Genomic DNA, 14,203 nt, shown 5'->3' with positions numbered 1-14,203 from the left:
GCCAGATATGGAAGCACCGTAAGGTGTGGAGTTGACTGGTACTAATAGGCCGAGGGCTTGTCCTCAGTTGCTCGCGTCCACTGTGTTAGTTCTGAGGCAACGACCGTTGCCGGTTCAGAGCAGAACCACACAATTAAAGAGTGTGCTTGTTCGCTCGAAACCATTAGGGTTTCGGTGGTCATAGCGTAGGGGAAACGCCCGGTTACATTTCGAACCCGGAAGCTAAGCCTTATAGCGCCGATGGTACTGCAGGGGGGACCCTGTGGGAGAGTAGGACGCCGCCGAACAATCTTTGGAAGGACCCCTGGTCTCCAGCGTTGAGCTGGACCAGGGGTCCTTTTTGTTTTGTGCCAAGCACATCCCGGAGCGCGCCGGGTACCCGGCTGCGTGAGAATGACTTGCAGTACCGAAGACAGGAGTCACCGATGTCCCCCAACTCTCCCGAGGACCGACCGGAGCGCGACCAGCGGCGACGGGACAGTGGTGACCGCGGTGCCCGGCACGGGGAGCGCGGGGACCGAGGCGGCTTCCGCCGAGACGACAGCCGCGACAACCGTGGCGGTGGCTATGTCCGCCGGGACGACCGTCGCGACGACCGGGGAGACCGGGGACCGCGTCGGGACGACCGCGACCGGGGTTTCCGGCGCGACGACCGTGGTGACCGCGGGGACCGCCCGGCCTTCCGTCGCGACGACCGGCGGGACGATCGCCGCGATGACCGCCGTGACGATCGCCGCGATGACCGAGGTGGGTTCCGTCGCGACGACAACCGTCGTGACGACAACCGTGGCGGCGGATACGGCGGCCGGCGCGATGACCGCTCCGGTGGTTTCCGTCGCGACGACCGGCGGGACGACCGACGGGATGACCGCCCCGGCGGCTTCCGCCGCGACGACCGCTCCGGTGGTTTCCGCCGTGATGACCGGCGGGACGACCGGCGTGATGACCGCCCCGGTGGTTACCGCCGTGATGATCGACGTGATGACCGGCGTGACGACCGCCGCGATGACCGCCCCGGTGGTTACCGCCGCGACGACCGACGTGATGACCGGCGTGACGACAGGCGTGACGACCGGCGCGATGACCGCCGTGACGACCGCCGGGTCGGGGACCGCGGTGGTTACGCCGGGCGCCGTGACGACCGGCGTGACGACCGCCGTGATGACCGCCGTGATGACCGTCGCGATGACCGGGGCGGCGGCTACCGTCGGGACGACCGGGGTGGCGGTTACCGAGGTGGCCGTGACGAGCGGCGCGGTGACGACCGTGGGGACCGCGGCGGGTTCCGGCGCGACGACAGCCGCCGTGACGACCGCCGCGACGACCGCCGCGACGACCGCCCCGGTGGTTACCGGCGTGACGACCGAGGCGGCCGTGGACCCCGTAGGGACGACCGCGGTGGCCGTCCGGGTGGGTTCCGGGGCCGGGACGACCGGCGGGGCGGTCCCGGGCGTGGCCGTGACGAGCGGGACCGCGACCGGGAGCCGATCAAGCGGCTGCCGATCCCGGACGACGTCACCGGCGAGGAGATCGACAAGGACGTACGGCAGGAGCTGCAGAGCCTGCCCAAGACGCTCGCGGACGATGTCGCCAGGAACCTGGTGATGGTCGCGCGGCTCATCGACGAGGACCCCGAGGCGGCGTACGCGTACTCCAAGATCGCGCTGCGGCTGGCGTCGCGCGTGGCCGCCGTACGCGAGGCCGGTGGGTTCGCGGCGTACGCCAACCAGAAGTACGGGGAGGCGCTCGCCGAGTTCCGGGCCGCGCGGCGGATGACCGGCAACGTGGACCTGTGGCCCGTCATGGCCGACTGCGAGCGCGGTCTCGGCCGGCCCGAGAAGGCGCTCGACATGGCCGGCGCCCCCGAGGTGCACAAGCTGGACAAGGCCGGTCAGGTCGAGATGCGGCTCGTCGCGGCCGGCGCCCGGCGTGACATGGGACAGCTCGACGCGGCGATCGTGACCCTGCAGAGCCCCGAGCTGGCCTCCCACTCCGTACAGCCGTGGACCGCTCGGCTGCGGTACGCCTACGCCGACGCGCTGCTGGCGGCCGGCCGGACGGGCGAGGCTCGGGAGTGGTTCGCCAAGGCCGTGGAGTCCGACCGGGACGGCAGCACGGACGCCTCCGACCGGCTCGCCGAGCTGGACGGCGTCGAGTTCGTGGACGCCCTCAACGAAGACGAGAACGAGAACGACGGCGGTGACGAGGACGGCGGCACCGCCGCGCGGGAGCGTGGCGAGGACTGACCCGGGCTACGGATGAAGGGGCGGAACCGGAAGCGGTTCCGCCCCTTTTTCGTATGCGTAGCTCAGAGGTCGAGGGCGCGCAGCACCAGGCCCGAGGCCGGTTTCGGCCCGAAGGACGTGGACTTGCGGGGCATGGTGACGCCCTGGCGGGCCAGCTCGCGGACGACTTCCTCGCGGACCGGGTGCATCAGGACCGCCGTACCGCCGTCGCGTTCCGCCTTCTCGACCGTGGCCGCCGTGTCGTGGATGTAGGAGACGTGCGCCGCCGAATCGTCCGGGACATGCCAGACATGGGGGAGCAGGGTGGCGTGCAGGACGGTCGCGTCCAGGGTGCGCCATGCCTCGGGGCGGTCGGCGGGCACCGTGCGGGCCAGCAGGCCGGGGTCGGGGCGGTCGACGAGGTGGAAGGCGCCGTCGCCGGCCAGGAGGAAGGCGTTGCCCTGGCGCGCGGCCCCGGCCAGGACGTCCAGGGCCGCCGGCAGTGAGGTGCCGGCGTCCAGGCGGCGGACGCGGAAACGGTCCTTCACGGCGGTCACGGCGGCGTCGACCGGGAGGTCGTGCAGCAGCCGGTGGATGGCGCGGACCCGGAGCGGGTAGCGGACCGTGTCGACCAGGAGGACCAGGCCGTAGTCCCAGGGGCCGGGCGAGGGGTGCTCCGCGCGGAGGCGGCGGTAGGTCGCCCAGCGGTGGTGGCCGTCGGCGATCAGGGCCTGGTGCCGGGCCAGTTCGGACCGGACGCGGGCGAGGTCGCCGGGGTCGGTGAGCTGCCACAGGCGGTGGCCGAAGCCGTCCTCGGTGGTGGTCGCCAGGAGCGGGGGCCGCTCGGCGGTGGTGTCGATGAGGCCGGACACCGCGCCTGTGCCGCCGCGGTAGGTCAGCAGCAGCGGTTCGAAGTTGGCGCGGGTGGCGCGCATCAGGGCCGCGCGGTCGGCGACCACGTGCGGCATCACGTCCTCGTGCGGGAGGACGACCCGCTCGTCCGGGTCCGAGACGCGCAGGGCGCCGATGAGGCCGCGCTGCACCAGGCCGTCGCCGTCGCGCTGCTCGTAGACGTACAGGCCCGGTTCGGGGTCGGCGGTCAGGACGCCCTCGGCGCGCCAGCGGTGCAGGGTGCGCGCGGCCTGCTCGTTGCGGGCGTCGGGGGTGGCGGCCTGGGGGAGGATCAGCCGGACGATGTTGTGCGGGTCGGCGGATTCCAGATGGAGCAGGCCGTCGGGACGGACCACGACGTCGTACGGCGGTGATGTCACGGCGGCCAGGCTGCCGACCCGGTCGGGGTCGTAGCGGAGACCTCGGAACGGGGTGAGTTCCAGGCCCCGGCGCTCCGTTGCTTCCGAGTGACCTGCTGTATTCATCCCGGCATCGTACGTGTGTCGGTGGCATGGGGGATGATCGGGGGAAAGGCGTCGAACGAGGAGCGATCGAGATGAGCCGGAGCGTCCGGACCAGGCCCGAGGGCAGTGGGCAGGCCCTGAGCGAGGCGTACGACACGGCGCTGCTCGACCTGGACGGCGTGGTGTACGCCGGAGGGGACGCGATCGCGCACGCCGTGGAGTCCCTCGCCACCGCCCGCGACGGCGGGATGCGGCTCGCGTACGTCACGAACAACGCGCTGCGGACACCGGACGCGGTCGCCGGTCACCTGACCGAGCTGGGCATACCGGCCGGCGCGGAGGACGTCATCACCTCGGCGCAGGCGGTGGCCCGGCTGGTCGCCGACGAGGTGCCGTCGGGCGCGCGGGTGCTGGTCGTCGGCGGTGAGGGGCTGCGGGTGGCGCTGCGCGAGCGGGGCCTGATGCCGGTGGAGTCGGCGGACGACGACCCGGTGGCGGTCGTGCAGGGGTACGGCGGGCCCGAGCTGCCGTGGGGGCGGTTCGCGGAGGCGTGCTACGCCATCGCTCGCGGGGTGCCCTGGTTCGCGTCCAACACCGACCTGACGATCCCGAGCGCGCGGGGGATCGCCCCGGGCAACGGGGCGGCGGTGGAGGTCGTCCGGATCGCCACCGGGGCCGAGCCCCGGGTCGCGGGCAAGCCGCTGCCCCCGATGCACCGGGAGACCGTGCTGCGCACCGGGGCCGAGCGGCCGCTGGTGGTGGGGGACCGGCTGGACACGGACATCGAGGGCGCGTTCGAGGGGCGGGTGGACTCGCTGCTGGTGCTGACCGGGGTGACCGACGGCGCCCGGTTGCTGGCCGCGCCGCCGGAGCACCGGCCGACGTACGTGGACGCGGATCTGCGCGGGCTGCTCACCGGGCAGCCGGAGGTCTCCGGGACGGCGCAGGAGGGGTTCCGCTGCGGAGGCTGGACGGCCACGGCGGGCGCGGATCGCCTGGAGCTGGCGGGTGACGGCGCGGCCCTCGACGGGCTGCGGGCGCTGTGCGCGGCGGCCTGGACGGCGGGCGGGGAGGAAGGGTGCGCGCTGGACGCGGAGAAGGCGCTGGCCAAGCTGGGGCTGTGAGCCGCCGGTGAGCTGCGGGATCGTGATCGAAGTCGCCGGTGAGCTGCGGGGATCGTGATCCAATAGGAGGGTAGGCTAACCTAACCGGGTGTTGGTCGACAGTCCTCCCGAACAGCGCGCGGAGACCGCCCCCGCGCCCCCGAACCGCCGGGCGATCCGCGTGGCCGGGCTGCTGGTGTCCCTCGCGATCCTGGTCTGTGTCGCGCTGGCGAGCCTCGCCGTCGGCGCCAAGGACCTGACCCTGGGCCAGGTGTGGCACGGGCTGTTCGAGGACTCCGGTTCCTACGGCGACGTGGTGGTGGGCGAGCGGCTGTCGCGGACCGCGCTCGGCCTGCTCGCCGGTGCCGCGCTCGGCCTGGCCGGGGCCGTCCTCCAGGCGCTCACCCGCAACCCGCTGGCCGACCCCGGCCTGCTCGGCATCAACGCGGGCGCCTCCGCCGCCGTCGTCACCGCCATCACCTACTTCGGCGTCACCTCGCTGACCGGATACGTCTGGTTCGCCTTCGCCGGCGCGGCGGCGGTCGGGGCGCTGGTCTGGTTCCTGGGCGGCAGCCGGGGGGCCACCCCGGTGCGGCTGGCGCTGGCCGGCACCGCGATCAGCGCCGCCCTCTACGGCTACCTCCAAGCCGTCATGATCACGGACGAGGCGGCGCTGGGCACCATGCGCTTCTGGACGGTGGGCTCGCTGTCCTCGGCGAACGACGAGACCATCACCCAGGTACTGCCGTTCCTGCTGGCCGGCTCGGTGCTCGCGCTCCTGCTCGCCCGGCCGCTGAACGCGATGGAGATGGGCGACGACACCGCCAGGGCCCTGGGCGCCAATCTCAACCGGACCCGGGCGCTGTCGATGCTGGCCGCCACCGTGCTGTGCGGGGCGGCGACCGCCGCGTGCGGGCCGATCCTGTTCGTCGGCCTGATGGTCCCGCACGTCGTCCGCTCCTTCACCGGCCCCGACCTGCGCTGGATCTTGCCGTACGCCACGATCCTGTCGCCCGTGCTGCTGCTCGGCGCCGATGTGCTCGGCCGGATCGCCGCCCGGCCCGCCGAACTCCAGGTCGGTATCGTCACCGCGATCCTCGGCGGACCGGTCTTCATCTACCTCGTACGACGGCGGAGGACGGCGCAACTGTGAAGACCAACCGTGCCGTGCGCACCCCGGGCGGCCTCTCGGTCCGCGTCGACGTCCGCACCCTCACCGTCGTCGTCGCGCTGCTGGTCGTCGCGCTCGCCGCGAGCGTCGTCCTGATCGGCACCGGCGACTTCCCGATCCCGGCCGGGGACGTGCTCAAGACGCTGTTCGGCGGCGGCGACCCGGGCCAGGAGTTCATCGTCCGCGAGCTGCGGCTGCCCCGGGTCCTGGTCGGACTGCTGGTCGGCGCCTCGCTCGGGCTGGGCGGCGCCCTGTTCCAGGCCATCTCCCGCAACCCGCTGGGCAGCCCGGACGTCCTCGGCCTCGGACAGGGCGCGACGGCCGGCGCGCTGATCATGATCGTGCTGTTCTCCGGGAGCACCGCCCAGGTCACCTTCGGCGCCCTCGTGGGCGGCCTGGTGACCGGCCTCGGCATCTACGTCCTCGCCTGGAAACGCGGGGTGCACGGCTACCGGCTGGTCCTGGTCGGCATCGGCGTCTCGGCGATCGTCACCGCGGTCAACGGCTATCTGATGACCCGGGCCGACATCGTGGACGCCTCCCGCGCCGTGGTCTGGATGACCGGCAGCCTCAACGGCCGCGACTGGGCACAGGTCTGGCCGCTGCTGATCCTGTGCGCGGTCCTGGTGCCGCTGTGCCTCGCCAACGGGCGGGGGCTGAGGATGCTGGAGATGGGCGACGACGTCTCGTACGCCCTGGGGGTGCGCGTGGAGCGCGTACGGATGCTGCTGCTGGTCGCCGCCGTCCTGCTCACCGCCTCCGCCACCGCCGCCGCCGGGCCGGTCGCCTTCGTGGCGCTCACCGCGCCGCAGTTGGCCCGCCGCCTGACCCGCGCGCCCGGCCCCAACCTGCTGCCGTCCCTGTGCATGGGCGCCGCCCTGCTGGTCAGCGCCGACTGGATCTCGCAGCGGGTCTTCGGCGCCGACCAACTGCCCGTGGGCGTCGTCACCGGTGTGCTCGGCGGCGTCTACCTGCTGTGGCTGCTGGTCACCGAACGCAAGGCGGGCCGGATATGAGCGCCGCCACCGGCAGCGGGATGGACAACCAGAGGAGCATCGTGAACCGCCTGTCCGCCGAGAACGTCACCCTCGCCTATGACCAGCGCGTCATCGCCGAGCACCTGTCGGTGGAGATCCCCGACAACTCCTTCACGGTGATCGTCGGCCCCAACGCCTGCGGCAAGTCCACCCTGCTGCGCGCCCTGTCCCGGATGCTCAAGCCCAGCCAGGGCCGGGTGCTGCTGGACGGCGAGGTCATCCAGTCGATGCCCGCCAAGCAGGTCGCCCGCACCCTCGGTCTGCTGCCCCAGTCCTCGATCGCGCCCGACGGCATCACCGTCGCCGACCTCGTCGGCCGGGGCCGCTACCCGCACCAGGGCCTGCTGCGCCAGTGGTCGACGGAGGACGAGCGGGTGGTGCGGGAGTCGATGCGGCAGACCGGCGTCGCCGAACTCGCCGACCGGTACGTCGACGAACTCTCCGGCGGCCAGCGCCAGCGCGTCTGGATCGCCATGGCCCTGGCCCAGCAGACCCCGCTGCTGCTGCTGGACGAGCCGACGACGTACCTCGACATCCAGCACCAGATCGACGTCCTCGACCTCTGCGCCGACCTCCACGAGGAGCAGGGCCGCACCCTCGTCGCCGTGCTGCACGACCTCAACCACGCCGCCCGGTACGCCACCCATCTCATCGCCCTGCGCGACGGCAGGGTGATCGCCGAGGGGGCGCCCGCGGACATCGTCACCGCCGGCCTGGTCGAGGAGGTCTTCGGACTGCGCTGCCAGGTCATCGACGACCCGGAGACCGGGACGCCACTGGTGGTGCCGGCCGCGCGCACGGCACGCGCGCGCGTGGTGGCCGACCGGGCGTCCTGAAGGCGGGCGGGCGGCTACAGGAGCTTGCGGAGCCGGAGCAGGTCGCGCAGGCCCGCCTCCAGCTTCACCCGGCCCGAGCCCCACGCCTTGGCGAAGTGCAGCTCGCCGTCGACCAGGGCGACCAGGTCGTCGCCGGTCATCGCGAGCCTTATGTCGGCCCGCTGGCGCGGCGGACCGGTCAGGGTCTCGCGCACGTCGATCCGGCCGTCCGTCATACGGCCGGCGAAGGTGACGTCCAGGTCCGTGATGTGGCAGCTCACCGAACGGTCCAGCGCGGTGGCCGCCCGGACGTCCCCCTCGGCTCGGCCCACGCTGTCCGAAAGCTTCTCGAGTGCGGCGCGGCACTCCTCGATCGTCGCCATCGGCACCGACCGTACCCCAGTGGTTCGGGGTAGCGTCAGGGCATGAGCGACGCAGCCCCCCGGACGGAGATCCAGCCGGAGGCCCCGGAAGAGACCCGGCCGGAGACCTCCCCGGCCGGGGTCCCCGCCGGGGACGAGCCGGCCGGCCCCGCCCCCCTGGACGTCCCCCGCACCCCCACCGGGGACGCGGAGGTGGACGCCCTCCTGGAGCGGCTCGGCGACGCCGGCCACCTGGCCACCGAGGGGCACATCGAGGTGTACGAGGATGTACACCGGGGGCTGCGCGACGCGCTCACCGCGCTCGACGCCAGCCCGGGACCTCCGGCGCCCCCCTCGACGTATGGCAGTAGGAGCTGAACCGAACGTGGCAGGAGTCGCACGCCGCCGTCTCGACGCGGAACTGGTCCGCCGTAAGCTCGCGCGCTCCCGCGAGCACGCCAGCCAGTTGATCGCCGCCGGCCGGGTCACCGTCGGCAGGACCGTCGCGACCAAACCCGCCACCCAGGTGGAGACCGCGGCGGCCATCGTCGTCGCGGCCGACGACAGCGACCCCGAGTACGTCTCGCGGGGCGGGCACAAGCTCGCCGGCGCGCTCGCGGTCTTCGTACCGCGCGGGCTGGTCGTGGCAAAGCGGCGGGCGCTGGACGCCGGCGCCTCCACCGGCGGCTTCACCGACGTCCTGCTCCGGGCGGGCGCGGCGCACGTCGTCGCCGTGGACGTGGGCTACGGGCAGCTCGCCTGGTCGCTCCAGAGCGATGCGCGCGTCACCGTCAAGGACCGTACCAACGTGCGCGAGTTGACGCTCGACGCGATCGGCGGGACGCCGGTGGACCTGGTCGTCGGGGACCTGTCGTTCATCCCGCTCGGACTGGTCCTGCCCGCCCTGGCGCGGTGCGTGACACCCGACGCCGACCTGGTGATGATGGTCAAGCCGCAGTTCGAGGTGGGCAGGGAACGGCTGGGCAGCGGAGGCGTCGTCCGCAGCCCGGAACTGCGGGCCGAGGCCGTGCGGGGCGTGGCCCGCACGGCCTGGGAACTGGGCCTCGGGGTGCGGGGCGTCACGGCGAGTCCGCTGCCGGGACCCTCCGGGAACGTCGAGTACTTTCTGTGGCTGCGGGCCGGGGCCGACGCACTGGACCCGGCCGACGTCGATCGCGCAGTGGCGGAGGGGCCGCAGTGACACAGAACCTGGCTCGTACGGTCTTCCTGCTGGCCCACACCGGACGGCCCGCGGCCGTGCGCAGCGCCGAGCTGGTGGTCAGGGGGCTGCTGGACTCGGGCATCGGCGTACGGGTGCTGGAGGCCGAGGCGTGCGACCTGCCGCTGCCGGGCGAGGTCGAGCTGGTCCGGGAGGCCACCCCGCGGTGCCTCGACGGGTGCGAGCTGCTCATCGTGCTCGGCGGCGACGGGACGCTGCTGCGCGGCGCCGAGTTCGCGCGGGCCTCCGGGGTGCCGATGCTCGGCGTCAACCTCGGGCGGGTCGGGTTCCTCGCCGAGGCCGAGCGGGACGACCTCGACAAGGTCGTCGACCGGGTGGTCAGCCGGGCCTACGAGGTCGAGGAGCGGATGACCGTCGACGTCGTCGTGCACCGCAACGGCGACGTCGTGCACACCGACTGGGCGCTGAACGAGGCGGCCGTGCAGAAGGCCGGCGCGGAGAAACTCCTCGAAGTGGTGCTGGAGGTCGACGGGCGGCCGGTGACCGGGTTCGGGTGCGACGGGGTCGTGCTGGCGACGCCGACCGGGTCGACGGCGTACGCGTTCTCGGCCGGGGGGCCGGTGGTGTGGCCGGAGGTGGAGGCGTTGCTGATGGTGCCGATCAGCGCGCACGCGCTGTTCGCCAAGCCGCTGGTGACCTCGCCGGACTCCGTGCTGGCCGTCGAGGTGCTGCCGCACATTCCGCCGGGGGTGCTGTGGTGCGACGGGCGGCGGACGGTCGAGCTGCCCGCCGGGGCGCGGGTGGAGGTGCGGCGGGGGGCGGTGCCGGTGCGGCTGGCCCGGCTGCACCATGCCTCCTTCACCGATCGGCTGGTGGCGAAGTTCGCGCTGCCGGTTTCGGGGTGGCGGGGGGCGCCGCATTAGCGCGGTCTCGAAGGGGTGGTTCCCGCCGTGGGCGGGGGCGGGTCCCTTTGGGCTGGTCGCGCGGTTCCCCGCGCCCCTGAGCGGCACGTCCTTCCCGGCGTGACGAGGGTGGGGCGTGTGCGCTCACCCGGTCGGACCTCGTAAGGTCGTGTGCGTGTTGGAGGAGATGCGGATACGGTCGCTCGGCGTGATCGACGACGCCGTGGTCGAGCTGTCGCCCGGGTTCACTGCCGTCACCGGTGAGACCGGCGCGGGCAAGACCATGGTGGTCACCAGCCTGGGCCTGCTGCTGGGCGGGCGGGCGGACGCGGCGCTGGTTCGGATCGGGGCGAAGAACGCGGTGGTGGAGGGACGGGTCACCGTCCCGCCCGACGCCAAGGTCGCCGTACGGGCCGAGGAGGCCGGGGCCGAGCTGGACGACGGGGCGCTGCTGATCAGCCGTACCGTGTCCGCCGAGGGGCGCTCGCGGGCGCACCTGGGCGGTCGGTCGGTGCCCGTCGGGGTGCTCGCCGAACTCGCCGACGAGCTGGTGGCCGTGCACGGGCAGACCGACCAGCAGGGGCTGCTGAAGCAGGCCCGGCAGCGGCAGGCGCTGGACCGGTACGCCGGGGACGCGGTCGCCGTGCCGCTCGCCAAGTACACGGAGGCGTACCGGAAGCTGCGGGCGGTCTCCGCGGAGCTGGAGGAGATCACCACGCGCGCCCGGGAGCGCGCCCAGGAAGCCGACCTGCTGCGCTTCGGCCTGGACGAGATCGCGGCCGTTCAGCCGCGGGCCGGTGAGGACGTGGAACTGGCCGAGGAGGCGGAGCGGCTCGGCCACGCCGAGGCGCTGGCGTCCGCCGCGACGGCCGCGCACGCCGCGCTCGCGGGCAACCCGGAGGACCCCGAGGGCGTGGACGCGGCGACGCTCGTGGCGGGCGCGCAGCGGGCCCTCGACGCGGTGCGCTCGCACGACCCGGCCCTGGCGCCGCTGGCCGACCGCATCGCCGAGGTCGGCATCCTGCTGCGGGACGTGGCCGGGGAGCTGGCCGGGTACGCCGACGACCTGGACGCCGATCCGCTGCGGCTGGCGGCCGTGGAGGAGCGGCGGGCCGCGATCAACGGGCTCACCCGCAAGTACGGCGAGGACGTCACCGAGGTGCTGGCCTGGGCCGAGCGGAGCGCCGCGCGGTTGACCGAACTCGACGGCGACGACGAGCGGATCGGCGAGCTGACCGCCGAGCGGGACGCGCTCCGGGCCGAACTGGGCGGACTGGCACAGGCGTTGACGGACGCCCGGACGGAGGCGGCGGAGCGGTTCGCCGCCGCCGTGACCGCCGAGCTGGCGTCGCTGGCGATGCCCCACGCCCGCGTGTCGTTCGCCCTCCGGCAGACCGAGGACCCCGACGGCGTGGAGGTCGGCGGCCGGACGGTCGCCTACGGGCCGTCCGGCGCCGACGAGGTCGAGCTGCTGCTCGCCCCGCACCCCGGTGCCCCGGCGCGGCCCATCGCCAAGGGGGCCTCCGGCGGTGAGCTGTCGCGGGTGATGCTGGCCGTCGAGGTGGTGTTCGCGGGCACCGACCCGGTGCCGACGTACCTCTTCGACGAGGTCGACGCCGGGGTCGGCGGCAAGGCGGCGGTCGAGATCGGGCGGCGCCTGGCGAAGCTGGCGAAGACCGCGCAGGTCGTCGTCGTCACGCACCTTCCGCAGGTGGCCGCCTTCGCCGACCGGCAGTTGCTGGTCGAGAAGACGAACGACGGATCGGTGACCCGGTCCGGCGTGAAGTCCCTGGAGGGCGAGGACCGGGTCCGTGAACTGTCCCGGATGCTCGCCGGGCAGGAGGACTCGGAGACCGCGCGGGCGCACGCCGAGGAACTGCTGGCCACGGCTCGGGCCGAACTGTAGGAGGGAGGGGAGGGTCTCCGTAGGCTGGCCGCATGATCGTCGACGTCTTCGGCCGGACCCGTTCCCTCGCCCTCGCCGCGGCCCTCACCCGGGCCGGCGTCGCCGCGCTGCGGGCGGCGCCGCCGGGCGGGCGGGCGCGCTGGCTGCGGCGGAACCACGCCGGCCGGGCCGTCGAGCTGTTCGCCGGGCCCGCGTCGGCCCTGTCGGCGGCGGTGGCGGCCGGGCTGGTGCGGCCCGCCGCCGGGGCCGCGGTGCTGGCGGCGGGGGCCTGCGGGGCGTACGACGACCTGGCCGGGGACGAGCGGCGGGGTTTCCGGGCGCATCTGTCGGCGCTCGGGCACGGCGAGGTGACCAGCGGGGCGGTGAAGCTGTTCGGGATCTCGGCGGCCGCGCTGCTCGCGGGCGCCCGGATGAAGGAACGGCCGCTGGACAAGGTCCTGGCCGGCGTCGTCGTCGCCGGGGCCGCGCACTTCGTCAACCTCGTGGACGTACGCCCCGGCCGGGCCGCCCTGGCCGGGCTGGCGCTCGGGGCGCCGGGGCTGCTGAAGCGGGGACCCGCCGCGGAACTGTCGGCCGTCGCGGCCGGGGTCGCCGCCGCCGTGCTGCCCGCCGACCTCGGGGAGCGCGCGATGCTGGGCGACACGGGAGCGCACGCCCTCGGCGCGACCCTGGGCGCCGCCGTGGTCGCGGGCAACCAGCGGGCCGGGCTGGTCGCCCATGCCGCCGCCGTGGTGGCCGCGGCGGTGTACGGGGAGCGGGTCAGCGCCTGGGCGCGGTCACTCGTGTGAGTGACCGGGGGCCCCGGGTTGCCTCGGTGCCGGCGCCCTCGCGGGTGCCGGCCGTTCCCGGAACAGCCGTACGTCCTGGCATCCTTGGCGGTGTACGCGTGGGCGACCGCGCGGCGCACCTCCCCGCTCCACCCTTCTGTACTTTCGTTCGTGACCCCCGACGCAGAACCAGGAGCCCCGGCCACGTGACCCCCGTGAGCAGCCGCGCACCGCGCCAGTCCCCGCTGCGCACCGTGCAGGTGCTGGGCGGAGGCAACGCCGGCAGCAGCGCGCACGTGCGCACGCTGACCGCGGGGCTGGTCGCCCGGGGTGTGAAGGTCACGGTGTGCGCTCCCGTCGAGGCCGAGCGCGCCTACGACTTCACGGGCGCCGGTGCCGAGCACCTGCACGTGCCGCGGAGCAGCGACCCGGTCTCCGTCGCGGGGCTGCGGGCGGCCTGCGCCCGTGCCGACCTGGTGCACGCGCACGGCCTGCACGCCTCCTTCCGTACCGTGCTCGCGCTCGGCGGACGCCGCACCCGTACCCCGCTGGTCGTCACCTGGCACGACCGCGCGCCCGCCGACGGGCCCCGCGCGCACCTGCTGCGGGTGCTGGAGCGGCGGGTGATGCGGGCCGCCACGGTGGTCCTCGGCACCACCTCCGAACTGGTCGACCTGGCGCGGCGGACCGGTGCCCGCGACGCCCGGCTCGCCGCCGTGGGGCACCCCGCGCCCGCGCGGCCCGCCGACCCGGACGACCCCGACGAGCTGCGCCTCAAGACGCGGGCCGAACTCGGCGCCACGGGGCGCGCGTTGCTGATCGCGGTCGGCTCCCTCGAACCCCACCGGGGCTACGACCTGCTGCTCGACGCGGCGCGGGTCTGGCGCCGCCTCGATCCCGTGCCGCTGGTCGTCGTGGCGGGGGAGGGGGCGCAGCGGGCGGCGCTGCAGCGGCGGATCGAGGACGAGGAGCTGCCGGTCGTGCTGATCGGGCGCCGCGACGACGTCACGGAACTGCTCGCCGCGGCCGACCTGGCGCTGCTGCCGGGCCGTGCGGAGGCGCGCTCGGTCTTCGCGCAGGAGGCCCTGCACGCGCGTGTGCCGCTCGTCGCGGGGCGGACCGGCGGCATCACCGAACTCGTCGGCGACGCCGCCGAACTGGTGCCGCCCGGCGACCCCGTGGCGTTCGCCGAGGCCGTGGTCCGCCTCCTCGACGACCCCGCGCGGCGGCAGTGGCTGCGGGACAAGGGGCAGGCCCAGGCGGCCACCTGGCCGACGGAGGACGAGACGGTCGCCCAAGTGCTCAGCGTCTACGACGAACTGACCCGGTCGGCACTGCTGGCGTGAGCGGGGCGGCTCGCGGAGGCCGCGACGCGGTGGT

14 protein-coding genes and 1 rRNA gene are annotated in these 14,203 nt (G+C 74.2%); 13 read left to right on the top strand and 2 right to left on the bottom strand.

The annotated features are described in order from the left end of the window. Nucleotides 1-170: 170 nt before the first annotated feature. From rrf to ACFY32_RS10660, 3 genes are all read left to right on the top strand, one after another. A 5S ribosomal RNA gene (gene rrf, locus ACFY32_RS10670) occupies nt 171-287 on the top strand. 196 nt (nt 288-483) lie between these two features. Next, nucleotides 484-1,605, top strand: coding sequence for a hypothetical protein (locus tag ACFY32_RS10665; RefSeq protein ID WP_390673919.1), 1,122 nt, complete (start codon nt 484-486; stop codon nt 1,603-1,605). Next, nucleotides 1,497-2,246 (top strand): tetratricopeptide repeat protein, encoded by a 750-nt coding sequence (locus ACFY32_RS10660; RefSeq protein WP_359204663.1) that lies wholly within the window; start codon nt 1,497-1,499, stop codon nt 2,244-2,246. Before ACFY32_RS10665 ends, ACFY32_RS10660 begins: the two co-directional genes overlap by 109 nt. Nucleotides 2,247-2,308: 62 nt before the next feature. Here the strand turns inward: ACFY32_RS10660 and ACFY32_RS10655 are convergent, their stop codons facing one another. Further along, nucleotides 2,309-3,601, bottom strand: coding sequence for a DUF1015 domain-containing protein (locus ACFY32_RS10655; RefSeq protein ID WP_390673909.1), 1,293 nt, complete (start codon nt 3,599-3,601; stop codon nt 2,309-2,311). Nucleotides 3,602-3,672: 71 nt separating this feature from the next. Here ACFY32_RS10655 and ACFY32_RS10650 point away from each other — a divergent pair, with 71 nt between their 5' ends. The 4 genes from ACFY32_RS10650 (at nt 3,673) to ACFY32_RS10635 (ending at nt 7,727) form a co-directional block, all read left to right on the top strand. Continuing rightward, the gene (locus ACFY32_RS10650) at nt 3,673-4,704 is read left to right on the top strand and encodes an HAD hydrolase-like protein (RefSeq protein WP_390673908.1); all 1,032 of its coding nucleotides are present in this window, start codon (nt 3,673-3,675) and stop codon (nt 4,702-4,704) included. A gap of 88 nt (nt 4,705-4,792) precedes the next feature. After that, nucleotides 4,793-5,836 (top strand): iron chelate uptake ABC transporter family permease subunit, encoded by a 1,044-nt coding sequence (locus tag ACFY32_RS10645; RefSeq protein WP_359204651.1) that lies wholly within the window; start codon nt 4,793-4,795, stop codon nt 5,834-5,836. Further along, nucleotides 5,833-6,870 (top strand): FecCD family ABC transporter permease, encoded by a 1,038-nt coding sequence (locus tag ACFY32_RS10640; RefSeq protein ID WP_390673907.1) that lies wholly within the window; start codon nt 5,833-5,835, stop codon nt 6,868-6,870. Before ACFY32_RS10645 ends, ACFY32_RS10640 begins: the two co-directional genes overlap by 4 nt. After that, the gene (locus ACFY32_RS10635) at nt 6,867-7,727 is read left to right on the top strand and encodes an ABC transporter ATP-binding protein (protein ID WP_359204646.1); all 861 of its coding nucleotides are present in this window, start codon (nt 6,867-6,869) and stop codon (nt 7,725-7,727) included. Before ACFY32_RS10640 ends, ACFY32_RS10635 begins: the two co-directional genes overlap by 4 nt. A 14-nt stretch (nt 7,728-7,741) precedes the next feature. Here the strand turns inward: ACFY32_RS10635 and ACFY32_RS10630 are convergent, their stop codons facing one another. Next, nucleotides 7,742-8,089 (bottom strand): SCP2 sterol-binding domain-containing protein, encoded by a 348-nt coding sequence (locus ACFY32_RS10630; RefSeq protein WP_390673906.1) that lies wholly within the window; start codon nt 8,087-8,089, stop codon nt 7,742-7,744. A 42-nt stretch (nt 8,090-8,131) separates the two neighbouring features. Between ACFY32_RS10630 and ACFY32_RS10625 the strand changes: the two genes are divergently transcribed. The 6 genes from ACFY32_RS10625 (at nt 8,132) to ACFY32_RS10600 (ending at nt 14,169) form a co-directional block, all read left to right on the top strand. Beyond that, nucleotides 8,132-8,446, top strand: coding sequence for a hypothetical protein (locus ACFY32_RS10625; RefSeq protein WP_359204640.1), 315 nt, complete (start codon nt 8,132-8,134; stop codon nt 8,444-8,446). Nucleotides 8,447-8,453: 7 nt separating this feature from the next. After that, nucleotides 8,454-9,269, top strand: coding sequence for a TlyA family RNA methyltransferase (locus tag ACFY32_RS10620; protein ID WP_390673905.1), 816 nt, complete (start codon nt 8,454-8,456; stop codon nt 9,267-9,269). Continuing rightward, nucleotides 9,266-10,171 (top strand): NAD kinase, encoded by a 906-nt coding sequence (locus ACFY32_RS10615; protein WP_359204634.1) that lies wholly within the window; start codon nt 9,266-9,268, stop codon nt 10,169-10,171. Before ACFY32_RS10620 ends, ACFY32_RS10615 begins: the two co-directional genes overlap by 4 nt. Before the next feature lie 166 nt (nt 10,172-10,337). After that, nucleotides 10,338-12,056: a DNA repair protein RecN gene (gene recN, locus ACFY32_RS10610; RefSeq protein WP_390673918.1), complete on the top strand. Its 1,719-nt coding sequence runs from the start codon at nt 10,338-10,340 to the stop codon at nt 12,054-12,056. A 32-nt stretch (nt 12,057-12,088) separates the two neighbouring features. Beyond that, complete coding sequence (locus ACFY32_RS10605; RefSeq protein WP_390673904.1) at nt 12,089-12,844, top strand: hypothetical protein; 756 nt, start codon at nt 12,089-12,091, stop codon at nt 12,842-12,844. Between the two features lie 185 nt (nt 12,845-13,029). Further along, on the top strand, nt 13,030-14,169 hold the full coding sequence (locus ACFY32_RS10600; RefSeq protein ID WP_390673903.1) for a glycosyltransferase family 4 protein: 1,140 nt from the start codon (nt 13,030-13,032) through the stop codon (nt 14,167-14,169). The last annotated feature ends 34 nt before the right edge of the window (nt 14,170-14,203 follow it).

The sequence above is a fragment of the Streptomyces sp. NPDC000134 genome (assembly GCF_042899225.1).
In the GTDB taxonomy this organism is placed as follows: domain Bacteria; phylum Actinomycetota; class Actinomycetes; order Streptomycetales; family Streptomycetaceae; genus Streptomyces.
The sequence above is the reverse complement of the archived record's forward strand: the minus strand, read 5'-3'. Positions and strand labels throughout refer to the sequence as shown.

Excerpts from the sequence above, each read along its gene's own strand:
- ACFY32_RS10605 (WP_390673904.1), top strand. The coding sequence starts at position 12,089 with ATGATCGTCGACGTCTTCGGCCGGACCCGTTCCCTCGCCCTCGCCGCG.
- ACFY32_RS10630 (WP_390673906.1), bottom strand. The coding sequence starts at position 8,089 with ATGGCGACGATCGAGGAGTGCCGCGCCGCACTCGAGAAGCTTTCGGAC.
- ACFY32_RS10655 (WP_390673909.1), bottom strand. The coding sequence starts at position 3,601 with ATGAATACAGCAGGTCACTCGGAAGCAACGGAGCGCCGGGGCCTGGAA.
- ACFY32_RS10625 (WP_359204640.1), top strand. The coding sequence starts at position 8,132 with ATGAGCGACGCAGCCCCCCGGACGGAGATCCAGCCGGAGGCCCCGGAA.
- recN (WP_390673918.1), top strand. The coding sequence starts at position 10,338 with ATGCGGATACGGTCGCTCGGCGTGATCGACGACGCCGTGGTCGAGCTG.
- ACFY32_RS10635 (WP_359204646.1), top strand. The coding sequence starts at position 6,867 with ATGAGCGCCGCCACCGGCAGCGGGATGGACAACCAGAGGAGCATCGTG.
- ACFY32_RS10650 (WP_390673908.1), top strand. The coding sequence starts at position 3,673 with ATGAGCCGGAGCGTCCGGACCAGGCCCGAGGGCAGTGGGCAGGCCCTG.